This is a genomic window from Pelotomaculum isophthalicicum JI (genome assembly GCF_029478095.1).
GTDB classification, from domain to species: Bacteria; Bacillota; Desulfotomaculia; order Desulfotomaculales; family Pelotomaculaceae; genus Pelotomaculum_D; species Pelotomaculum_D isophthalicicum.
On record NZ_JAKOAV010000019.1, the window covers coordinates 42,546 to 63,402 of the forward strand.

Sequence of the window (20,857 nt, forward strand, 5' to 3'; positions counted from 1 at the left end):
GAAGTATTGAGATAAACACGGCCACCTGTAAGCGTGGTTGTACTGAAAGGAGTATTTACAGCTATGGCATTTAACGAAGAACCAACGGTAGCTAATGAGTCAGTCGGGGACGCAAAAGGCAAGGCTGACATATTGAATAATGAGGCCGGTTTGCTGGCGCAGCGCGGAGAATTCGAGCGCGCTGTCGCACTATTGGAAGAATCCCTGGCAATTAGAGAGTCAATAGGAGACGCGAAAGGCAAGGCGGCCACGTTGGGTAATATAGCCTGGTTGCTTGAAAAACGCGGCGAAGACGAGCGCGCTATCGCGCTATTGGAGGAGTCACTTGCGATCGAGGAGTCAATCGGGGATGTAAAAGGCAAGGCGGTGACGCTGAATAATATAGCCTGGTTGCATGAGAAACGCGGCGAATCCGAGCGCGCTATCGCATTATTGGAAGAGTCCCTTACAATCGAGGAGTCAATCGGAGACGAAAAAAGCAAGGCTGACACGTTGAATAATCTAGCCGGGCTACTGTCGCAGCGCGGAGAAAAGGAGCGCGCCATCGCACTATTGGAAGAGTCCATTACGATTGAGGAGTCAATCGGGGACGCTGAAGGCAAGGCTGACACGTTGAATAATCTGGCCGGGCTGCTGGCTCAGCGGGGTGAATTTGAGCGCGCTATCGCACTATTAGAAGAATCCCTGACGATCGAGGAGTCAATCGGGGACACTATAGGCAAGTTAACCACATTGAATAATTTGGCCGGGCTGCTGGATCAGCGGGGAGAATTTGAGCGTGCTGTGGCACTGTTAAAAGAAACCCTGGCTATCAGGGAATCAATTGGGGACGTTAAAGGCAAAGCGGCTACGCTGCACGCAATTGCAGTAATTTTAATGACAAACAGAGATGGAGAAGAAGCTATTAAATTATGGTCCCAATCACTAAAAATTTGTGAGGAGATTGGGGATAACCAATTAAAACAGGACATATTGAGTGTTATGAGGCAGATAATAGAAGTATCAAGTATGTCGGAAGAAGATTATATTTAGATTTTGCCCTTTTCCCTGGCGATGCGGGTAAATAGCTCCGTTTTATTCCTGGGGGGGACGTGTAAAACCGGCCTGCGGGACATGGTCAGCGCGCCGCTTGGACAGGCGGAGGCGCAAGCGCCGCAGCCAAGACAGATTTCTTTATTAACTACCGGCACTTCACCCTCGTTGCCGTCATCGCGCATGGTAATGGCTTTAATCTGGCATTTATCGGCGCAGGTGCCGCACGCGGGGCAGCTATCCCGGTCCAGAGCCGGGATAAAATTACTGGGGTGCGCGAACGATTTTCCATACTTCCTGACGGGACGCAGAGCCTCGCAGCAGCAGCCGCAGCAGTGGCAGAGGTAAGACGGCTGGTTTAGCACATTATCACATAGATGGACTAACCCCAGCTTTTCTGTTTGGTCAAGCACCCGCAGCAGTTCGTCCACAGTGGCCGGCTCAGCCATACCCCGGCGCACAAGCCAGTTTGCAGTGTCACCCATGGTGGTGCACGTCTCCATAGGCGCGCCGGCGTTACAAGTCCTGTCGAGATGGCTTGCCTTGTGGCGGCATGTACACAAGGACAGCGCTCCGCCGCCGGACTGGCGGATGATTTCAGAAGCCTTTTCGTAGCTTAAAACCTCTGTTTCCACTATAGCCGGTATCAGATTTTCGTATACCAGAGTCCTCATCAACTTGGTGGCGGCGCCGGTGAACTCTTTCCCCACTTCAGGCCTTCGAAAATAGTTTTCGAACAGTTCCGCCAGTTCCTTCATATTTATCTCGTCTCTCACCCGCATGAAGGTAAACTCAAAAAATCCTACCACCATCGGGGTTAGCATATAGTAGGTGCCTCTCTTCATGGGCAGTTCCTGCACAAGCCCCTTTTCTGACATACTGACCAGTGTTTTTTTTAGCGTTTCTTCTTCCATTCCGGTGATGCGGGCTATCTTATCCAGCCTTATGGGAACCATGGGGAATTTACTGCCCACCATGGCTTCGCCCTCGGTGTATAGGCGGTGGAGAATTTCCATCAATATCTCGTTTACGGGCGCTCCCACCGGATTCTTATTCAAACGTTCGGCCAGCGCCAGGTAAACCTCTTCTTTGGCATTTACAATATGTCCCATCAGGATTTCCCCCTTGAAAAGTTAATTAACAATTCTCTTTCAATTTTGATAATCCTCCGGAGCACGATTAAAAAGAGATTAAATTATAATGAATATAATCATTTCCATTATAGATTAATTTTACTAAATCTCAAGAAATTACTGCACAAATAAATAACGGAAAAAATTAACCCCCCCTAAAAAAATTTTTTAGAGCGTATTTAATAAATAAGAAGAAGCTTGGTTGGCCAACCACTTTTGAAAGCTGTATCAACTTGGTGTGAAAATTGAAAAATAGTGAATGTTCAGATTGCCTGATGAAAGACCTGCAAAAGCTTCACCGGCTGTTGGAAAGGAAAGTCGTTGAAAAAATGCCGGAAGAAGCGCGTGAACCGCTGCTCGAAGCGAAAAAACAGATGCGCCTGGCTTTACGGGGTTTTTTAAAGCAAGCGCTTAGGGAAGCGGAAGCATGCATCGAAAAACATCCAGTCAAGTCGCGCGGTATTAAATTAGAATAAGTTGGGGCTTGGGGGTGGTCTGAAAATGATGCTTGAAGCAAGCGGGATGGCAAATAGCAGGAAACTAAACAATTATCTGCCGGAATATGATTTTGCCGAAAAACATAAAATTGTTGTTAAGTCGTCACCGGAAAAGATATTTGAGGCTATTCAGAATTTAGATATGGGCAAATCAAAAATTATCAAGAACCTTATTAAGATACGCGGTATTTATAGCCTTTTAAATCCACGTGAAAAATCGGTATACCAGTCACCGATAAAACTTACGATCGAAGAAATGACCAGGAAGTCAGGTTTTATTTCTCTTGAAGATGTTAGCAATCAGGAAATGGTGATGGGATTTATAGGCAAGTTTTGGCAGCCGACCAGCGGTATAGTCCAATTATCGGGAGCGAATGATTTTATTCATTTTAACCAAACAGGTTACTGTAAAGCTGCCTGGAATTTTTATTTACAACAAAACACCGGCGATACGGTAACATTATCAACGGAAACAAGGGTCTTATGCCTTGGTTGCCGGGCAAAATTTTTGTTCCGTATTTACTGGTTGGTTATAAGGCCTTTTAGTGGCTGGATACGGCTTGAAATGTTAAAGATGACAAAAGAACTGGCAGAAGGGAAAAACGGAAAAGATTGATGAACCTTTATTTCATATCTAACGTCTAAAAGGTAAAGTTAATATGAAAGAGGTTTGAATATGAAAAAATTTGTTTTTTTAATTGTGGCTTTGGCCTTGGCAGTAATCTTTATCCCCTGGCTTCAGCCAAAAGGCAGCGCCATGGATCAGCATCAGGCAACTTTTTTAGTTAACCAAAAAACTTATATCAACGACGGCCAAACGATTGCCACGGATGTGTCGCCATTTGTCCGGGATGGCCGCGTATACGTTCCGGTGCGGTACCTCGGCCGTGCTTTGGGTATTTCAAATGATAATATCACCTGGGACGGTATGTCGCAGACAGTCACTTTTGACACGGATGCCGCGGCGATCCGGTTGACCGTGGGCAGTAATTTGCTGTATGTGGGTGAACAGGAGCGCTCGATGGATGTCGCTCCTCTGGTCGTGTCCGACCGGGTGTTTATACCGGCCCGCTGGCTGGCTGAAGCTTTGAAATATGAAGTAGAGTGGGATGAAGCAACTCAGGCTGTTTTGATCGGACCTCCCGGCAACTTGCCCGGACCACCGCCAGAAGCCGCAGACCTCCCGGTAGTGGGTACATATGACAACTTGAAAAGCCTTCTGGCAAATTTGCAGACCCAGGCTAGCAATGACAGAAGAGTGATGGTGGGTGCTCCTGCGGGAACGGGAGCGATGAAGCAAGAATCAGCAAAGTCAGCGGTTACGAACAACCAGTCAGTCGCCGCGAATGATGCCGACTATTCCAAGACGAATGTCCAGGTAGAAGGTGTTGACGAGGCGGATATAGTTAAAACTGACGGCAGTTATATTTATTTGGTTAAGGGGCAGCGTGTCATAATAGCGCTTGCTTACCCCGCCGGTGATATGAAAATAATCAGCACCCTGGATTTTACTGATAAAAACTTTGCTCCGAATGAAATGTACGTGGATGACAAGTACTTGATTGTAATCGGTCAAACCTACAGGTACCGGGAGAATCCTCCAGGGATCATGCCGATGAATGAAACGAGTAAGAAAATCAGTTCGCTTATATACCCGCCGCCCTACCAGCGTGACACGGTGAAAGCAATTATTTATGACATCGGCGATAAGTCGGCTGTTAAACAGGTGCGCGAGTTGGAACTGGACGGAAGATACGTTTCTTCACGGAAAATAGGCGAAGCGTTTTACCTGCTGGCTAACAGGAGTATTTATTATTATTCCCAAAAGGAGATAGAGGATCCCAAACCTTTCTACCGTGATACGGCTGCGGGCGATGCCTATGTAGACATAGATTATTCATGCATTAAATGCTTTCCCGGCTTCATGGAACCAAATTACCTGATTGTCGCGGGTATAAATTTAGACAGGCCGGATGAAAAAGCAGACGTTAACACTTACCTTGGTTCCGGTGAAAATATCTATGCTTCCATGAAAAACCTGTATGTCGCGGTAACGAGTTACCAGTATAGAATATTGGAAGATAGTAAGACCGGGCTGCTGCCTGAACCCGGGTATGTTGACAGCAATAAAACCAAGGTTTATAAGTTTGCCTTGAATGACGGAAAATTGTCTTACACGGCCGGCGGCGAAGTGCCGGGAACCATTCTGAACCAGTTTTCCATGGATGAGTATAACGATTACTTCCGTATCGCCACTACCAGTGGAGACATATGGCGCACCGGCGAATATACTTCGAAGAATAATGTATACGTCCTGGATAGCGGGCTGAATGTATCCGGGAAGTTGGAGGATATCGCGCCGGGTGAAAGAATTTATTCTGTGCGTTTCGTGGGAGACCGCGGGTACATGGTAACATTCAAGACGGTTGACCCCTTCTTCGTGATCGACTTAAAAGAGCCGGGCCGGCCTCAAATACTTGGCGCTTTGAAAATACCGGGCTATAGCGATTACCTGCACCCCTATGACGAAAATCATATCATCGGCTTCGGGAAAGACACAATTGAGCTTGGGCAAAAGGGCGGTAATAACGGCGGAACGAATAGCATGGCTTATTACACGGGTATGAAAATGGCCATCTTTGATGTGACGGACGTAAGCAACCCGGTGGAAATGTACAAAGAGAAGATCGGCGACCGGGGCACTGATTCCGAATTGCTGCGCAACCATAAAGCCTTGCTGTTCTCCAAAGATAAGAATTTACTGGCCTTCCCTGTCAGCTTAATGGAGGTAAAGGGCAGTGAAGTGCAGGATTCCGGCTTCCCCGCGTATGGCCAGTTTGTTTATCAGGGCGCTTATGTCTATAACATAGACCTTGCCAGTGGTTTCACTCTGAAAGGACGGATTTCTCACCTTTCGGACGAGGACTACAAGAAGGCGGGCAACTACTGGTATGACAGCGACAAAAACGTCGATAGAATTATCTATATCAATGATGTACTGTATACATTGTCAGGAAAATATATCAAAGCCAACAGTTTAAACGACCTCGCGGAAATAGGGACACTGGAAATCAAATAGAAACAACAGCAGGGGAAGCAAAGGGACGTTCTTTTTGCTTCCTTTGCAATTATTTGGTATAATAAAAGAAAATTAGAAAGAGCGAATAGAAATGGCGAGACAAGCAAGGGAACGATGTGAGAGTCGAGTTTACCACATCGTAATGAGAGGAATCAACCGGCAAGACATCTTCTGCGACGAAGATGATTATCAACGTTTTTTGATAACTATTGAACGTGTTAAAACTGACAAGTTTGAGGTGTATGGATATTGCCTGATGAGTAATCATGTCCATCTGCTCATTCATGAGAAAAGTGAAGAGATTCCTCAAATTATGAAACGGATCGGCACCAGTTATGCTTGGTGGTATAACCTGAAATACCAAAGAACCGGCCACGTATTCCAGGGGCGCTATGCAAGCGAATGCGTTGAAGATGATGGATACTTATTGACAGTTATCAGATATATTCATAACAACCCGGTGAAAGCAGGGATGGTAAGAAAACCGGAAGACTATTGCTGGAGCAGCATCCAGGCATATTATGGCAGGCATGAAAATCCGATTTGTCTAACCGATGTCGGCTTCATTTTGGGGATATTTGCCGAAGAGAGGGCTGAGGCGATACGTAGGTTTCGAGAGCATATGAAAATAGAAGCCCAGGAAACATGTCTTGATGATAAAATCAAACAAAGGAAAACAGATAGTGAAGTAAAAGCAGAGATTGAATCTATGCTGAATGGGGAATCTGTAATGATATTGCGAACCATTGAGAAGCGGAAACGTAATGAGATATTAAGGCGAATCAAGGTTGTTGAAGGAGCAACGCAACGGCAAATTGCACGGGTGACTGGATTGAATCAAAGCATAGTCTTTAAGGCTTGAAAAAGGAAGCAAAAAGAACGTCCCCTTGCTTCTCCGGTACTTCCACCGTTATCAGGAAAATATATTAAAGCAAGTAGTTAAGACAGCCTCGCGGAAATAGGGCTGCTGAAAATTAAATAGTTAAATAATCAGCAGGATTTTTCCTGATTTTGAAGAATACTAGTAAAATAATTCAATAATATAAAACAGGTTAAGAGAAGTTGGTGAAAATCCAACGCGGTCGCGCCACTGTAAGGTCAAGTTGTCTGCTATGTAATCCACTGGGCTTAAGAGCCTGGGAAGGAAGCAGGCGGCGATGAAGCTGAGCCAGGAGAACTTCCTGTTTTAGCCGCACCACTGCGCCACGCGAGATGGAGAGGTGAGGTAATAGTGTTTATTGTTCATTGAACCCTGGCTATTTTGCGTGGCCGGGGTTTTTATATCTGTTTATCTGTTTGTTGACATTGATGAAGGAGGTTAGTTCATGGACCTGAAAAAGAACATTTTTCTTGTTTTGCTCCTGAACGCCATTTTGTGGCAATACCCTGGTGAAGCGTATGCCATGCATATAATGGAAGGTTTTCTCCCGGTTGGTTGGTGCCTTTTTTGGTCATTATTGACCCTGCCTTTTATTATTGCCGGCTTTCTTTCTATAAGAAAATCAATTAAAGACCACCCTGAAACAAAGATGCTGTTAGGCCTCGCCGGGGCTTTCGCTTTTGTCCTGTCAGCTTTAAAAATTCCTTCAGTTACAGGGAGTTGCTCTCATCCTACGGGAGTGGGGCTGGGGGCCGTGCTTTTCGGACCGGCGGCGATGAGCGTTCTCGGCTGCATTGTGCTGATATTTCAATCTGTCCTGTTGGCCCACGGGGGTCTCAGCACTTTAGGGGCCAATACTTTTTCCATGGCTGTTGTCGGACCTTATGTGGCGTACGGAGTGTTTAAGCTTTGCCGGAGGTCGGGGGCGCCGCTGGGATTTTGCGTATTTCTGGCCGCCGCGTTGGGAGATCTGCTCACCTATGTTGTCACCTCTCTGCAACTGGCGCTGGCTTTTCCGGCAGAAGCAGGGGGAGTCGCGGGAGCATTTGAAAAGTTCGTGGGGATTTTTGCCCTCACCCAGGTTCCACTTGCTGTCAGCGAAGGGCTGTTGACAGTGGTTGTTTTCAACCTCCTGCTCGTGCATAACAAGCGAGAGCTTCAGGAATTGGCCGTCTTTCCGGGCAACATTTCCTCCAGTGAGGTGAAATTATAATGGCTTATAGAGTTAAAAACATTGTTTTGATTGTCTTTGTGCTTGTTTTGGCGGTGCTTCCCTTGCTGTTTATACACGGGCGGGAGTTTAGCGGGGCTGACGGTCAGGCTGAGCAGGTAATAGCCGAGACAAACCCGGATTATCAGCCATGGCTTTCTTCAATTTGGGAGCCGCCCAGCAGTGAAGTGGAAAGTTTTCTTTTTACCGTGCAGGGAGCCGTCGGCGCTTGCTTTATCGGTTATTATTTCGGATATATGAAAGGCAGGAAAGATGCTAAGAATTGACCAGTTTGCCTATGCAAACCGGCTGCGTACCGTTCACCCGGCGGAGAAGCTTTCTTTTGCAGTCCTCACCTTGGTTATCTGCCTGGCGGTTTCACGCCCGCTCATCTCCATGGTGGTTATTCTTATTATGGGCGTAGGTATAGTCTTGCGGGCGGGGATACCGCTAAGATTCTATTTAAAGCTGATGCTGGTTCCGCTGGTGTTTCTGCTGATTGGTGTCTTTACCGTCGCTTTTCAGATTTCCCGATATTCATTGCCCCTTGAATGGGGTTTTACGGCATGGGATGTAAATGTCGGTGTTACGGCAGCCAGCCTTGGTTTGGCAGGCAACTTGTTTTTGAAATCCCTCGGGACGGTTTCATGTCTTTATTTTCTCGCGTTGACCACACCGGTGCTAGAGATTATGTGGATTATGAAGAAAGCCAAAGTACCCGCTCTTTTTCTGGAATTGATGCTGATTGTTTACCGCTTTATTTTTGTCCTGATGGAGACAGCTTCCGGGATTTATATCTCTCAGGCTTCCCGTTGGGGGTACGCTTCTTTAAAAACGTCTTATTATTCACTGGCCTGGCTGGCGGCAAACCTTTTCGTCAAGTCTTACCACCACGCCCGGCAGCTTTTCGCGGCTTTACTGGCTCGGTGCTATCAGGAGGAACTCAAAGTGCTGGAAATGCCTTATTCTATATCCGGGAAGAACATTGCCCTGGTGGCATTATTTGAACTGGCTTTACTTGTCTTGGTTTGGCGGACGGGGGTTGGTGTCGCTGCCTGAAGTTATATTAGAAGCTGTGGATGTTGAATTTGCTTTCCCCGATGGCGCCAGAGCCTTAAAAGGAGTATCGCTGCAAATTTATCAATCGAAAAAGACCGCCATAATCGGTCCGAACGGCGCCGGTAAAACCACCCTTTTTCAGCATTTCAACGGCATTTTAATGCCTGACGGGGGAAAGATCCGTTTTGACGGCCGGGATATCGGCTATCAGCATGCATCCCTTCTGAATTTGCGCAAAAACGTGGGCCTGGTCTTTCAGGACCCTGACACCCAGCTTTTCGCGGGCAATGTCCTGCAGGAAATTTCTTTCGGCCCCTTAAACCTTGGCCTGTCAAAAGAAGAAGCGCGCAGCCAGGCTGAGCAGGTCATGGCTGTTCTGGAGATTGAGGGATTGAAAGATAAGCCTACCCATTTCTTGAGCTATGGTATGAAAAAACGGGTTGCCCTCGCAGCCGTCCTGGCCATGCGGCCGCGGGTGTTAATCTGCGACGAACCCACGGCCTGGCTGGATTCCCGCCAAAATCAGCGGATAATTGATTTCTTTCAAAAGATAAACGACCAGGGAGTGACCGTTGTTTTTTCCACCCATGATGTTGATTTGGCCTATACCTGGGCTGATTATATCTATGTCATGAAAGAAGGGGCGGTCATTGCGTCGGGAGTGCCTGAAAGTATTTTTCAGAACGAGGCTTTGTTAAAGGAAGCGGAATTAAACAAGCCATGGCTGGTTGAAATGGGGCAGGCCCTGAAAAGGAATGGTTGTCTGCCCGGGGAGATTCCTCTCCCCAGGACTAAGGAAGAACTGCTTGGCAATCTAATGGATTATGGCGGCATGGTAAACGTACAATAGATGGGGGTAAGAGTATTGCCTGTTAAGCGTCTGCGCCAGGGCTATACTACAGGCTCCTGCGCGGCGGCGGCGGCGAAGGCGGCTATTATGGCCCTGCGGCAAGAGTCACTGCCTGACCGTGTAAAAATAAATACGCCGGGTGGGCGGGAACTGTGCTTGCCCGTTCAGGTTGCGCGGGAGCGGGATTGGGCTGAGGCGCTGGTGATTAAAGACGCCGGTGACGACCCTGATATCACCAATGGGATAGAAGTGCACGTTACAGCCCGGCTGTGCCCTGGGCCGGTGCGAATCCTGGCCGGACGCGGTGTGGGCACTGTCACCAAGCCGGGTTTGCCGGTCCCTGTGGGAGAGCCGGCCATTAACCCGGTGCCCCGCGCCATGATTTTAAATGAGGCCGCGCAGTTGTTGGAACCGGGGCAAGGAGTGGAACTGACCATCAGCATTCCGGGCGGCGAGGAATTGGCCCGCCGGACTTTAAATCCCAGGCTGGGGATTGTGGGAGGCCTTTCCATCCTTGGCACTACCGGTATTGTCGAGCCTATGTCTGTTGAGGCTTTCAGGTCTGCTCTCGTGCCACAGGTCAGCATGGCACTAGCGGCCGGCCACGAAACACTGGTACTGACACCGGGCCGGATGGGTCAGCGGCAGGCGGTGGAAAACTATGGTTTTTCGGAAGAAGCAGTGATTTTGACCAGCAATTTTATCGGACACCTCCTGGAAGCCTGTGCGGATGCCGGGGTAAAGCGGGTATTATTGTGGGGCCACGCCGGTAAGCTGATCAAGGTGGCTGGGGGTATCTTTTACACACACAGCCGGGTGGCGGACGGCAGGCGGGAGATTATCGCGGCGCACCTGGCGGCAGGCGGGGCCTGCGCCGAGGCGGTGCGGGCAGTCCTGGCGTCTCCGACCGTTGAAGCCACTCTGGAAATAGTGCGAAACAGCGGGCAGGTTGATTTTTGGGATATGATGGCCGGACTGGCCAGCAGGCAGGCCGGGGACTATGTTCACAACCGCCTGACGGTGGGAACCGCACTGTTAAACCTCAAAGGTGAAATTATCGGCCGGGATGTGGTTGCCCGGCAAATTATGGAGGAATATCTGCATGGTTGAGCCTGAAAAAAGCTGGCTGACTGTGGTGGGAACCGGCCCCGGCAGCCCGGATTACCTGACGCCGGCAGCCCGGGAGGCGGCGTCGCAGGCCAGGGTTTTAATCGGCGGGACAAGGGCGTTGGGCCTGTTTGAACACCTGCGGGCTGAAAAGTTCCTTCTAACCGGGGATTTGGGAGCCCTGGCGGTCTACCTGAGAAAAATTCACGGGCAGCCGACGGCCGTTCTGGTTTCCGGGGACCCCGGTTTCTACAGCCTGCTCCCCTGGCTGAAAAAACAGTTTCCCCGGGAAAAAATACGGGTTATTCCAGGGGTCAGTTCCATACAACTGGCTTTCGCCCGCCTGGGGGCCACCTGGGAGCGAGCCACGTTTGTCAGCCTGCACGGGCGGGATATCGCCCTGCTGGAGCCTTATTTGCCGGAGCTGCGGCAAGGCGAGGCCAAGCTTGCCGTGCTTGCCGGCGGGCGCAACTCACCGGCTGCTGTCGGGCTTTACCTTGAGAATAACGGTCTGGGGGAATACCCGGTCTGGATTGGGGCCGCGCTGGGTACTTCAGTGGAGTGCTGCCTGATGCTTAAAGCGTCCGAACTGGCTGGGCGGGATTTGCCGGACGCTGTAATGGTGCTGGGCTATGACTGAAATTAAATGGCCTTTTCTAACCCCGGGCATCCCCGACGCCCTGTTCCGGCGGGAAGAGGGTGTGCCCCTGACCAAAGAGGAAATCCGTGTCCTGACTATGGCCAAAGTACGCCTGAAGCCCGGGCAGACAGTTTACGATATCGGTTCCGGAACGGGTTCTTTGACAGTTGAAGCCGCGCGACTGGTCAACCCCGGCCGGGTATACGCCATAGAGAAAGAACCTGTGGCCGCGGCCCTGACCTGGGCCAATGCAAACCGGTTTGGCCTTAGCAACGTGGAATTTGTGGCGGGGGCGGCGCCTGAGGTGTTAGCCGGTTTGCCGGAACCGGACAGGGTTCTGGTTGGAGGGAGCAGCGGCAAGCTTGCGGCTATCCTTGAAGAATGTTTACATAGACTTAGGCCCGAAGGCCGGATTGTGATTAACGCCGTGACCTGGGAAACTCTACGGGATGGTATGGACTACGCCCGCGAGCGTGGACTTGATCCGGAAGTGATCAACGTTAATGTTGCCCGGCTGGCGGCTGCCGGAAAAAGTCAACTCTGGAAGTCAATGAACTCAATTTATATTATTACTCTACAGGTATAGGAGGCCTTGCAGGTTGGCTGGAAAACTTTACGGCCTAGGCGTGGGGCCGGGCGATCCCGAACTGATCACTCTCAAGGCGCTGCGGGTTCTGCAACAGGTTCCGGTAGTCGCCGTGCCGGTCTCCCGCCACGGGGAGGATAGCCTGGCCCTTACAGTGGCAAAATCCCACCTGAGGCCGGAACAGGAAATCATTACCTTGCAAATGCCCATGAGCCGGGACCAGGAATGCCTGGAAAAAGCCTGGGAGGCGGCGGCGGGCAGACTGCTGGAGAAGCTGGGCAAGGGATTGGACGTTGCTTTTCTGACCCTGGGTGACGCGAGCCTTTACAGCAGCTACAGCTACCTGATGGAAAAGGTCGGAGAACTGGAATCCGGGGTAGAGATTGAAACAGTTCCCGGCGTCACATCATTCGCGGCGGCGGCGGCGCGGCTTAACCAGCCCCTGGCCAAAGGCGACGAACCGCTGGCGGTCGTTCCCCTGCTTGAGGATCCAGAGGTTTTAGGCGAATTGCTGCCCCATTTTTCAAATATGGTTCTAATGAAAGTGGCGCGCCGCTATGATGAGATCGTACGGGTATTGAAAGAAAACGGCAGGGCCGAAAACGCGGTCCTCATCAGCCGCTGCGGCCTCGACGGGGAAATCGTCAGCCGTGACTTAGATGAAGGTATCGGCAAGAAACATGATTATCTTACCGCGATTATCGTAAAGGGGGCGGAATCAAAGTGAAAGTATATTTTGTCGGGGCCGGTCCCGGCGATCCGGAGCTCATAACCGTGAAAGGTCAAAAGTTGCTTGCCCGGGCGGATTTAATCATTTATGCCGGCTCGCTGGTCAACCCGGATTTGCTGAATATCGCCCGCCCCCAGGCCAGGTGTTTTAACAGCGCGGGGATGACGCTGGAGGAGATGTTGGATCTGATGGCGGAGGCTGTGGACTGCGGTGAACTGGTCGTAAGGCTGCATACCGGCGACCCTTCCCTATACGGCGCCGTTCAGGAGCAGATGGACGGGCTGGCTCAGCGGGGGGTGCCTTTTGAGGTGGTGCCGGGAGTTAGTTCCTTCGCGGCGGCGGCGGCGGCCGTGCGGCGTGAATTTACCCTGCCGGGTGTTAGCCAGACCTTGATCCTGACCCGCCATGAAGGGCGTACACCGGTGCCTCCAGGAGAAGGTCTCGCGGCTCTGGCCGGGCACCATGCTAGTCTGTGCCTTTTCTTGAGCGCCGGCTCTCTAGTGGCAGCCGCGGCCGAACTGGCTCAGGGCTATGGTCCGGACACACCGGCGGCGTTGGTGTATAAGGCCTCCTGGCCGGAAGAAAAGGTAATCCGGGGAACGCTGGAAGATATCGCGCGACAGGCTGCCGCGGCCGGCATCAACCGTACGGCGCTGCTGCTGACCGGCAAGTTTCTTTCCGCGCCTTATCTGCGCTCCAGTTTGTACGACCCCGGCTTCGGGCACAGCTTTCGGGGGAAGAAAGATGAATGTTGCAATTGTAACCCTGACTGAAGCCGGTCTGGAGACAGGCCTGCGCCTGGCCAAAGGCCTGGGTGGCAATGTAACAGTCTATACCAAACAGGCTGTGCCTGATGGTATTGAGGCAAAGCCTGTCGAAGGCAGACTGCGCGATTTCCTGGGGATACTCTGGAGCCGCCATGAGGGCTTGATCCTGATCATGGCGGCCGGGATTGCCGTGCGCTGCCTGGCGAATTACCTTGAGAGCAAATACAGGGACCCGGCTGTAGTTGTTTTGGATGACCAAGGCCGGTTTGCCGTCAGCCTGCTGTCAGGCCACCTGGGTGGGGCGAACGAATTAGCCCGGCGGGCAACTGCTGTTCTGGGTGGTGAGGCGGTAATCACCACCGCTAGCGACGTGCGGGGTTTGCCTGCCCTGGACTTGCTGGCGCGGGAACTGGGGCTGAAGCCATCGCCGCCCGCCAGGCTGGCGGCGGTAAGCGCCGCCTTGGTTAACGGCAGGCGGGTGGGGATCTGGGCCGAAGAACCCTGGTTGAGCCGCTGCCGCAAGCTGGCGCCGGAGTTGCCGTGTTTTCATATGAAATCCTTTAATGGTTCGTCAGGTTGGGATGCGGGGGTGCTGGTGACAGCGTTGCGCCTGACTGACCCCGGCCCACGCTGGCTCTTTTTCCGCCCGGCCCAAATTGTTGCGGGCATAGGCTGCCGGCGAGACGTTGGGGAAGGCCAAATTCTGGCAGCCCTCGGGCGGGCATTGCGTGAAGCCGGCTACAGCCGCTGGTGCCTGGCGGCCCTGGCCAGCATGGATATTAAGGCTGGTGAGCCGGGCCTGCTGGCGGCGGCGCGGCGGCTGGGCTGCGGACTGAAGACTTATCCGGCGGAGGACCTGGCTGCTGTGCTTGAAACAAGACCGGATCTGGCTTTTTCTTCAACAGTACAGGCAAAGGTGGGAGTTGGTGGCGTATGCGAACCGGCGGCTCTGCTGGCTGCGGGGAGAGGGGAACTGATTTTTCGGAAACACCGCTACGAAGGAGTGACCATAGCCCTGGCCAGGGCAGCCTGGTGGTAGTCGGTCTCGGACCCGGCGGGGCGGAAGGCATGACGGCCGGTGCGCTCGAAGCGCTGGGGCAGGCGGAAGTAATTGTGGGGTACCACGTATACATCGAACTGATCCGGGACCTTATCGGCAGCCGGGAAGTGGTGTCATCGGGGATGACTCAAGAATTGGAGCGCTGCCGCCAGGCGGTGCGGCTGGCCCTGTCCGGTAAGCGGGTGGCCGTTGTTTCTAGCGGAGACCCGGGCGTTTACGGCATGGCCGGCCTGGTTCTGGAAGTCCTTGAACAGGCCGCGCCAGACAGCAGACTTTCGGTTAAGATTATTCCGGGCGTGACCGCGGCCACAGCTGCCGCTGCCTTGCTTGGCGCGCCTTTAACGCATGACTTCGCTGTGATCAGTTTAAGCGACCGCCTGACCCCATGGGACCTGATCGTAAGGCGGCTGGAAATGGCCGCCCGGGGTGACTTCGTGACTGTTCTTTATAACCCGCGCAGTCACGGTAGGCAGATCCAACTGCGACAGGCCGGGGAGATATTTTTAAAACACAGGCCGTCGGAAACACCTGTGGGCGTAGTGCGTAACGCCGGGCGTGACGGGGAGGAAGTATGGGTCAGCAATCTCCAAAAATTTACCGGCCTGCCGGTAGACATGTTGACAACAGTGATTATCGGCAACAGCCAGACCAGGATATTAAATGGCCGCCTGGTGACACCGCGGGGTTATCAAACATGATCCTGGTATTAGCCGGCACGACCGAGGGAAGGGAAATGGTTGCCGATCTTTGCGCGCGAGGTTATCAGGTGACAACTGCCACCTTGACTGCTTACGGAGCCGAACTGGCCGGCGCCGCCGGGGTGGTAGCGAATTTAAGCGGCCCACTTTCTGAGGACGGTCTGTCTAACCTGCTGCAGGGTCGTCGTTTTACAGCGCTGGTGGACTGTACCCATCCCTTCGCCACCAACATCACTAAAATGGCTAAACAATTATGCGCCCGGCACAGCTTACCGTATTACCGCTACGCAAGACCGTCGGTAGAGCTTCCCATCAATCCTTTGATAAAAAGTGTCAAAGGTTGGACAGAGGCGGTTAACGCCGTGACGGCCCCTGGTTTTAATAATATCTTCCTGACAATCGGCACGCGTCATTTGCCTGAGTTTGTCCGTTCTCCCGGTCTGCAGGGCAAGCGGCTAATCGCGCGGGTATTGCCTGAAACAGATTCGATTGCCTGCTGCCGCTCGCTCGGCTTGCCGCCCCGCGATATCGTGGCTGTGCAGGGGCCTTGCGGCAGGGAGCTGAATGCAGCCCTGTACAGTTACTACAAAGCCGATGTCGTGGTTACCAAAGATAGCGGAACAGTTGGCGGAGCATTGGAAAAAGTATTCGCGGCCTTGGAATTGGACCTGCCAGTAATCGTTGTCCGCAGGCCGCAGGAGGAAGACGGCATGAGCAAAGCCGAAATATTGGCGGCTATACAGGCGCTTTACTGATAGGTTAATGAGAGTATTCAGTATTCAGTAGTCAGTAGTCAGTAGTCAGACGTTCATGAAGCTTCGCTTCACCATCAGATGGATAAAAATCGTAGTCATTTATTTTTAGGGCAGAAAACAGATAAGGGGACAAATAGACAGGGGGACGATAGGGAAGCAAAAGGACCGTCCCTTTGCTTCCCCTTTGCTTCCGTAACAGCGAGGGAACAAACTTTATATCCATATAAGTATCTTTTGGAGGTGGCGAGTCGTTGGCCTACCTATACAATCCACAAGCTATCGAGGCCCGGAGTTATGAGCTTATTGCCGCTGAACTGGGCGACTGCCGTTTAACTGCCGGAGAGAAGGCAGTCTTATTCAGGATTATACACGCTACCGGCGACCTAAGTTATGCCCGGTTAATTTCTTTTCACCCGGAATTTATCACCGCTGCGGTAGCGGCCTTGAAGCGGGGCGCCGGTATTTTTACCGACATAGAGATGGTCCGCGCCGGGATCAGTTCCCGTCTGGTTGACTCGTTAGGCGGTAAAATCTTTTGCGCGATCCGGGAACCTGAAGTGGCGGCTGAAGCAAAAATAAAAAATGTAACAAGGGCCATGGCGGCCATGGAATGGCTTGCCCGCCGGATGGACGGCGGCCTGGTGGTCATCGGCAACGCGCCTACCGCGCTTTTTCGCCTGTTGGAGTTGATGGAGGCGGAAGTTGCCCGGCCGGCGGCGGTTATCGGCGTGCCGGTCGGTTTTGTCGGCGCGGCTGAGGCCAAGGAAGCTCTGGCCGTGACGTCAATCCCTCACGTGGTAGTTCGTGGAACAAAAGGGGGCAGCCCGGTAGCCGTCGCCGCCGTCAACGCCCTGCTCAAACTGGCGGTGGAATGATGAGCTACAATGTTATGTTGCAAGGCACCAGTTCCAGTGTCGGTAAAAGCATTCTTGCCGCCGCCCTCTGCCGCCTCTTTTACCGGGCGGGTTACCGGGTGGCCCCGTTCAAGTCTCAAAATATGGCGTTGAATTCTTGCGTTACCCGTGATGGAGGTGAGATGGGCCGCGCTCAGGTTCTCCAGGCGTATGCCGCCGGTGTTGAGCCAAGTGTGCGGATGAACCCCATTTTGTTAAAGCCGACCGCCCCCGCTTCTTCGCAAATAGTGGTGCTGGGCAGCCCGGTGGGGAACTTATCGGCCATGGAGTACCACGGCAACTACAACCAGAGCTTGCTGGGCGTAGTAGAAGGGGCTTATACAAGTCTTTGCGGGGAGTTTGAAATTATCGTCATTGAAGGAGCCGGCAGCCCGGCGGAAGTTAATTTGAAGAAGCATGAAATTGCCAACATGCGTATCGCCAAAATGACTGGGGCTCCGGTGCTGCTGGTGGCCGACATCGACCGTGGCGGCGCCCTGGCGGCGGTGGTGGGCACTCTTGAATTGCTTGATCCTGACGAGAGAGATAGGGTGTCCGGCATTATAATCAATAAATTCAGAGGTGATTTGGAACTGCTGCGACCGGCGCTGGAATTTCTTGAGGCAAGAACCGGCAAGCCGGTGCTTGGTGTAATCCCGTACCTGTCTGACCTGGGCTTGCCTGAAGAAGATTCAGTGGCTTTAGAAAGAAAAATTAACCGGGCTTCGACAGCGGCTCAAATAGAAATTGCCGTTGTAACGACCCCGCGCATCTCTAATTTTACCGACTTTGACCCACTGGAGCGGGAACCTGGTGTAAATGTCCGCTATGTTGCCGGAAAAGAGCCTTTGGGGAAGCCGGACCTGGTCATTTTGCCCGGGAGTAAAAATACCTTGAGTGACCTCCTGTTCCTGGAGGAATGCGGTAAGGACGAAGAGATTAAAAAGCTGGCTGCTGCCGGCACGCCTGTAATTGGCATCTGTGGCGGTTACCAGATGCTGGGGACTGAAATCAACGACCCTGAGGGAAGTGAAGGCGGCGGCGCCCAGAGTGTCAAAGGGATGGGTCTGCTCGATATTGTGACCGATTTTTCTCTTGCCAAAGTCACTTACCTTGTTGAGGCATATATAACAGGCGCAGGTCCTTTCCTGGAACCTTGCCGCGATTGGCAGGTGAAGGGGTATGAAATTCACATGGGCGAGAGCAGGCGCGTTAACCAGACAAAGGCGGCCTTTCAGATCAAAAAGAGGGGAGAGGAACCGGTTGAGATAAATGACGGTGCTGTTGCTCCAAGCGGGCTGATCCTGGGTACATACATTCACGGCATCTTTGATAACGACGACTTCCGCGGCAATGTGCTGTCTTTCTTGCGGCGGCGGCGCGGCCTGGCCGACCCGGAGGGTGATTATAAATTTGCGGCCGATCTGGAAAAGCGCCTGGACGACCTGACGCGGGTTGTGGGGTCAGCACTGGATTTACAACGGCTGGCGGAGATTATGGGACTTCCCCGTCCCCTGGAGGTTGTGGATATTGTTTCTTAACCTGCCCATTTTCCTGGGAGCGATTGCCCTCGATCTGGTAATAGGCGACCCCAGGTGGATACCCCACCCGACCCGAATGATCGGTTGGCTGATTGCCCGCTTGGAAGACTTATTCCGGCCAATGGCGGTCACGCCGCGCGGGCAATTAATCGCCGGAGCAACGCTAGTGACGCTGGTGGCGGGTTCATCCTGGCTGTTGACTTATTTGATGCTAGTTTTGGCCATCCGATGGGCTCCGGTGGCGGGTGTCTGCCTGGGTATTTGGCTGTTTTCGACAACGGTGGCCTGGCGCGGCTTGGCGGAAGCAGGCCTGGAAATCTACCGGCTGCTTAAAAACGATAAACTTGCGGAAGCCCGCAGGCAGACAGGTTTAATTGTCGGCCGTGACACCGGGGAACTGCCCCCTGGTGAAGTCGCGCGGGCGGTGGTGGAAACAGTTGCGGAAAATGCCAGCGACGCAATAATCGCCCCTCTTTTTTGGGGCCTGGTCGGCGGGGCGCCGCTGGCGATGGCTTACCGGGCGATTAATACTCTGGATTCCATGCTGGGTTACCGCAGCGAGCAGTATCTTTATTTCGGCCGCGCTGCAGCGCGCCTGGACGATCTGGCCAATTACCTTCCCGCAAGGCTGACCGGGCTTTTAATTTGCCTGGCCGCCGCGGTAACCGGCACCGGCTTCTTTCGCGCCTGGACGACCATGCGGCGCGACGCCCGCAGCCATCCCAGTCCCAACAGCGGTTTTCCTGAAGCGGCTGCCGCCGGCTCCATGGGGGTGCGGCTTGGCGGCTTGAATTACTACCGGGGTATAGCTTCTTTTCGTCCTTACATTGGTGAGCTATGTGAGGAAATAACACCGGGACATATTGTCAAGTCGGTTAAGCTGATAAGTGTGGCAACGCTGTTGTTTACCGCCACGGTTAGTGTCATTCTCTGGTTTTTGACGGAGCTTTCGGTTTGGGGAGGCAGCAACTAATGGTCCAGGCACGGGTAGTTATTGCCGGTGTGAAAAGCGGCGCGGGTAAAACAACTGTGGCCACAGGGCTGATGGCGGCCCTGGCGCGTCGGGGATTGCAGGTTCAGGGGTTTAAAGTCGGCCCTGATTATATTGACCCCGGCTACCACACGGCGGTTACCGGACGTCCGTCCCGTAATATAGACAGTTTTTTATTGCCTGAAGAGACAATCAGGGAGTTATACCTGAGAGCCGCTGCCACAGCCGATATTGGTATAATCGAAGGAGTAATGGGACTTTATGACGGCAGGGCAGGCAGCGGCGCGGGGAGCACGGCGGAAGTGGCCCGCATCCTCAAGTCGCCGGTATTGCTTGTTCTGGACGCCGCTTCTCTCGGCCAGAGCGCGGCCGCCATGGTTTTGGGCTATGCCAGATACGACCCCAGGGTGAATATCACCGGTGTGATACTTAACCGTGTCGCCGGGGAACGGCACAGGGAGATTCTGCAAAAGGCGATAGAGGAAGCGACCGGAATACCCGTCGTCGGTTGCCTGGAGCGCGAGGCGGATTTGGAAATGCCCTCGCGGCATCTCGGACTCACTCCGGCGGTGGAGATGGAGGATCTTGACAAGGTGCTGGACCGGTTAGCCTATATTGTCGGCAAAGCGCTGGATTTGGACCGGATCATAACCTTGGCGGAACGGGCGGAGGAATTGAGCCCGCCGGAGCGACCATTATTCGCGCTTCTGCCGGTGACCGGGCGTTTGCCGGTAGCCGTTGCCCTGGACGCGGCCTTTAATTTTTACTACCGGGATGCCCTGGATTACCTCGAATCCCGCGGCGCCGACCTGCTGCCTTTCAGCCCATTGACAGACACTCGGTTTCCCGCGGGAGCGGCGGGACTGATTATCGGCGGCGGTTTTCCGGAAATGTTTTTGCCGGAACTCTCAAACAACACAACTTTGCATGAAGATATCAGGCAAAAAGCAGCCGGGGGATTGCCGATTTACGCCGAATGCGGAGGCCTGATGTACCTTTGCCGGGCGATAAAAGATCTCGACGGCAAGCGCTGGCCCATGGCAGGACTTGTACCTGCCGTCTGCGGCATGCAAAAGCGCCTGGCCGGCATGGGTTACCGGGAGGCGGTAACGCATGGCTCGAGTATCCTTGGTCCGGCCGGCCTTACCGTAAAAGGCCACGAGTTCCATTATTCAAGGCTGGAAGTGGAAGAAGGCTATGCCTGGGCCTACCGCCTGACTGACAATAATCGGTTGGAAGGCTATGCTTCAGGTTCAGTGCTGGCGTCATACCTGCATCTCCATTGGGCCGGAAGTCCGGCCGCCGCAAATAACTTCTTGGCGAAATGCCGCGCCTATGCCGGCAGTTAG

Annotated in this window: 22 protein-coding genes and 1 riboswitch; of the genes, 21 read left to right on the plus strand and 1 reads right to left on the minus strand. The window is 52.9% G+C overall.

The genetic code is table 11. The features are described 5' to 3' along the window. Positions 1–63: 63 nt before the first annotated feature. Positions 64–1,032, plus strand: a complete 969-nt coding sequence (locus L7E55_RS10790) for a tetratricopeptide repeat protein (protein WP_277444239.1) — start codon at positions 64–66, stop codon at positions 1,030–1,032. On the opposite strand, the gene L7E55_RS10795 is transcribed toward L7E55_RS10790, so the two are convergent. Further along, positions 1,029–2,144 (minus strand): 4Fe-4S dicluster domain-containing protein, encoded by a 1,116-nt coding sequence (locus L7E55_RS10795; RefSeq protein ID WP_277444240.1) that lies wholly within the window; start codon positions 2,142–2,144, stop codon positions 1,029–1,031. The two genes, L7E55_RS10790 and L7E55_RS10795, sit on opposite strands and share 4 nt — an antisense overlap. Positions 2,145–2,410: 266 nt before the next feature. On the opposite strand from L7E55_RS10795, the gene L7E55_RS10800 reads away from it, so the two are divergent. The 20 genes from L7E55_RS10800 to L7E55_RS10895 all read left to right on the plus strand — a co-directional run bounded on the left by L7E55_RS10800 (position 2,411) and on the right by L7E55_RS10895 (position 20,857). Beyond that, complete coding sequence (locus tag L7E55_RS10800; protein ID WP_277444241.1) at positions 2,411–2,641, plus strand: hypothetical protein; 231 nt, start codon at positions 2,411–2,413, stop codon at positions 2,639–2,641. A gap of 25 nt (positions 2,642–2,666) precedes the next feature. Then, on the plus strand, positions 2,667–3,278 hold the full coding sequence (locus L7E55_RS10805; RefSeq protein WP_277444242.1) for a hypothetical protein: 612 nt from the start codon (positions 2,667–2,669) through the stop codon (positions 3,276–3,278). A 60-nt stretch (positions 3,279–3,338) separates the two neighbouring features. Then, positions 3,339–5,741 (plus strand): beta-propeller domain-containing protein, encoded by a 2,403-nt coding sequence (locus L7E55_RS10810; RefSeq protein ID WP_277444243.1) that lies wholly within the window; start codon positions 3,339–3,341, stop codon positions 5,739–5,741. A gap of 91 nt (positions 5,742–5,832) precedes the next feature. Next, complete coding sequence (locus L7E55_RS10815) at positions 5,833–6,603, plus strand: transposase (RefSeq protein WP_277444244.1); 771 nt, start codon at positions 5,833–5,835, stop codon at positions 6,601–6,603. Positions 6,604–6,773: 170 nt separating this feature from the next. Further along, positions 6,774–6,940, plus strand: a riboswitch (cobalamin riboswitch). A gap of 126 nt (positions 6,941–7,066) precedes the next feature. Beyond that, a complete protein-coding gene (locus tag L7E55_RS10820) occupies positions 7,067–7,834 on the plus strand; it encodes an energy-coupling factor ABC transporter permease (RefSeq protein ID WP_277444245.1) in 768 nt (255 codons plus the stop codon). Next, entirely contained in the window at positions 7,834–8,118 is a 285-nt protein-coding gene (locus L7E55_RS10825) for an energy-coupling factor ABC transporter substrate-binding protein (protein WP_277444246.1), read from the plus strand. The genes L7E55_RS10820 and L7E55_RS10825 overlap by 1 nt, the downstream gene beginning before the upstream one ends. After that, positions 8,105–8,890 (plus strand): cobalt ECF transporter T component CbiQ, encoded by a 786-nt coding sequence (cbiQ, locus tag L7E55_RS10830; RefSeq protein ID WP_277444247.1) that lies wholly within the window; start codon positions 8,105–8,107, stop codon positions 8,888–8,890. The genes L7E55_RS10825 and cbiQ overlap by 14 nt, the downstream gene beginning before the upstream one ends. Next, positions 8,835–9,740 (plus strand): energy-coupling factor ABC transporter ATP-binding protein, encoded by a 906-nt coding sequence (locus L7E55_RS10835; RefSeq protein WP_277444248.1) that lies wholly within the window; start codon positions 8,835–8,837, stop codon positions 9,738–9,740. Before cbiQ ends, L7E55_RS10835 begins: the two co-directional genes overlap by 56 nt. A 15-nt stretch (positions 9,741–9,755) precedes the next feature. Continuing rightward, complete coding sequence (cbiD, locus tag L7E55_RS10840) at positions 9,756–10,850, plus strand: cobalt-precorrin-5B (C(1))-methyltransferase CbiD (protein WP_338091213.1); 1,095 nt, start codon at positions 9,756–9,758, stop codon at positions 10,848–10,850. Continuing rightward, positions 10,843–11,487: a precorrin-6y C5,15-methyltransferase (decarboxylating) subunit CbiE gene (cbiE, locus tag L7E55_RS10845; protein WP_277444250.1), complete on the plus strand. Its 645-nt coding sequence runs from the start codon at positions 10,843–10,845 to the stop codon at positions 11,485–11,487. The genes cbiD and cbiE overlap by 8 nt, the downstream gene beginning before the upstream one ends. Further along, positions 11,480–12,073 (plus strand): precorrin-6Y C5,15-methyltransferase (decarboxylating) subunit CbiT, encoded by a 594-nt coding sequence (gene cbiT, locus L7E55_RS10850; RefSeq protein ID WP_277444251.1) that lies wholly within the window; start codon positions 11,480–11,482, stop codon positions 12,071–12,073. The genes cbiE and cbiT overlap by 8 nt, the downstream gene beginning before the upstream one ends. Before the next feature lie 13 nt (positions 12,074–12,086). After that, the gene (gene cobI / locus L7E55_RS10855) at positions 12,087–12,800 is read left to right on the plus strand and encodes a precorrin-2 C(20)-methyltransferase (RefSeq protein WP_277444252.1); all 714 of its coding nucleotides are present in this window, start codon (positions 12,087–12,089) and stop codon (positions 12,798–12,800) included. Further along, on the plus strand, positions 12,797–13,576 hold the full coding sequence (gene cobM, locus L7E55_RS10860) for a precorrin-4 C(11)-methyltransferase (RefSeq protein WP_338091214.1): 780 nt from the start codon (positions 12,797–12,799) through the stop codon (positions 13,574–13,576). Before cobI ends, cobM begins: the two co-directional genes overlap by 4 nt. Continuing rightward, positions 13,548–14,609, plus strand: coding sequence for a cobalt-precorrin 5A hydrolase (locus L7E55_RS10865; RefSeq protein ID WP_277444253.1), 1,062 nt, complete (start codon positions 13,548–13,550; stop codon positions 14,607–14,609). The genes cobM and L7E55_RS10865 overlap by 29 nt, the downstream gene beginning before the upstream one ends. Continuing rightward, positions 14,603–15,328, plus strand: coding sequence for a precorrin-3B C(17)-methyltransferase (gene cobJ, locus L7E55_RS10870; RefSeq protein ID WP_277444254.1), 726 nt, complete (start codon positions 14,603–14,605; stop codon positions 15,326–15,328). The genes L7E55_RS10865 and cobJ overlap by 7 nt, the downstream gene beginning before the upstream one ends. Continuing rightward, positions 15,325–16,083: a precorrin-6A reductase gene (gene cobK, locus L7E55_RS10875; RefSeq protein ID WP_277444255.1), complete on the plus strand. Its 759-nt coding sequence runs from the start codon at positions 15,325–15,327 to the stop codon at positions 16,081–16,083. The genes cobJ and cobK overlap by 4 nt, the downstream gene beginning before the upstream one ends. A gap of 251 nt (positions 16,084–16,334) precedes the next feature. Further along, positions 16,335–16,958, plus strand: a complete 624-nt coding sequence (locus L7E55_RS10880) for a precorrin-8X methylmutase (RefSeq protein ID WP_277444256.1) — start codon at positions 16,335–16,337, stop codon at positions 16,956–16,958. After that, complete coding sequence (locus tag L7E55_RS10885; protein WP_277444257.1) at positions 16,955–18,517, plus strand: cobyric acid synthase; 1,563 nt, start codon at positions 16,955–16,957, stop codon at positions 18,515–18,517. Before L7E55_RS10880 ends, L7E55_RS10885 begins: the two co-directional genes overlap by 4 nt. Then, positions 18,507–19,490, plus strand: coding sequence for an adenosylcobinamide-phosphate synthase CbiB (cbiB, locus tag L7E55_RS10890; RefSeq protein WP_277444258.1), 984 nt, complete (start codon positions 18,507–18,509; stop codon positions 19,488–19,490). Before L7E55_RS10885 ends, cbiB begins: the two co-directional genes overlap by 11 nt. Further along, positions 19,490–20,857 carry a cobyrinic acid a,c-diamide synthase CobB gene (locus L7E55_RS10895; protein ID WP_277444259.1) on the plus strand — a complete coding sequence of 456 codons (1,368 nt, stop codon included), beginning with the start codon at positions 19,490–19,492 and terminating at the stop codon, positions 20,855–20,857. The genes cbiB and L7E55_RS10895 overlap by 1 nt, the downstream gene beginning before the upstream one ends.

What these genes read in the sequence shown, in the direction of transcription:
- L7E55_RS10790 (WP_277444239.1), top strand. Translation starts at nt 64, where the DNA reads ATGGCATTTAACGAAGAACCAACGGTAGCTAATGAGTCAGTCGGGGAC.
- L7E55_RS10795 (WP_277444240.1), bottom strand. Translation starts at nt 2,144, where the DNA reads ATGGGACATATTGTAAATGCCAAAGAAGAGGTTTACCTGGCGCTGGCC.
- L7E55_RS10805 (WP_277444242.1), top strand. Translation starts at nt 2,667, where the DNA reads ATGATGCTTGAAGCAAGCGGGATGGCAAATAGCAGGAAACTAAACAAT.
- L7E55_RS10810 (WP_277444243.1), top strand. Translation starts at nt 3,339, where the DNA reads ATGAAAAAATTTGTTTTTTTAATTGTGGCTTTGGCCTTGGCAGTAATC.
- L7E55_RS10815 (WP_277444244.1), top strand. Translation starts at nt 5,833, where the DNA reads ATGGCGAGACAAGCAAGGGAACGATGTGAGAGTCGAGTTTACCACATC.
- L7E55_RS10820 (WP_277444245.1), top strand. Translation starts at nt 7,067, where the DNA reads ATGGACCTGAAAAAGAACATTTTTCTTGTTTTGCTCCTGAACGCCATT.
- L7E55_RS10825 (WP_277444246.1), top strand. Translation starts at nt 7,834, where the DNA reads ATGGCTTATAGAGTTAAAAACATTGTTTTGATTGTCTTTGTGCTTGTT.
- cbiQ (WP_277444247.1), top strand. Translation starts at nt 8,105, where the DNA reads ATGCTAAGAATTGACCAGTTTGCCTATGCAAACCGGCTGCGTACCGTT.
- cbiE (WP_277444250.1), top strand. Translation starts at nt 10,843, where the DNA reads ATGGTTGAGCCTGAAAAAAGCTGGCTGACTGTGGTGGGAACCGGCCCC.
- cbiT (WP_277444251.1), top strand. Translation starts at nt 11,480, where the DNA reads ATGACTGAAATTAAATGGCCTTTTCTAACCCCGGGCATCCCCGACGCC.
- L7E55_RS10865 (WP_277444253.1), top strand. Translation starts at nt 13,548, where the DNA reads ATGAATGTTGCAATTGTAACCCTGACTGAAGCCGGTCTGGAGACAGGC.
- cobK (WP_277444255.1), top strand. Translation starts at nt 15,325, where the DNA reads ATGATCCTGGTATTAGCCGGCACGACCGAGGGAAGGGAAATGGTTGCC.
- L7E55_RS10885 (WP_277444257.1), top strand. Translation starts at nt 16,955, where the DNA reads ATGATGAGCTACAATGTTATGTTGCAAGGCACCAGTTCCAGTGTCGGT.
- L7E55_RS10895 (WP_277444259.1), top strand. Translation starts at nt 19,490, where the DNA reads ATGGTCCAGGCACGGGTAGTTATTGCCGGTGTGAAAAGCGGCGCGGGT.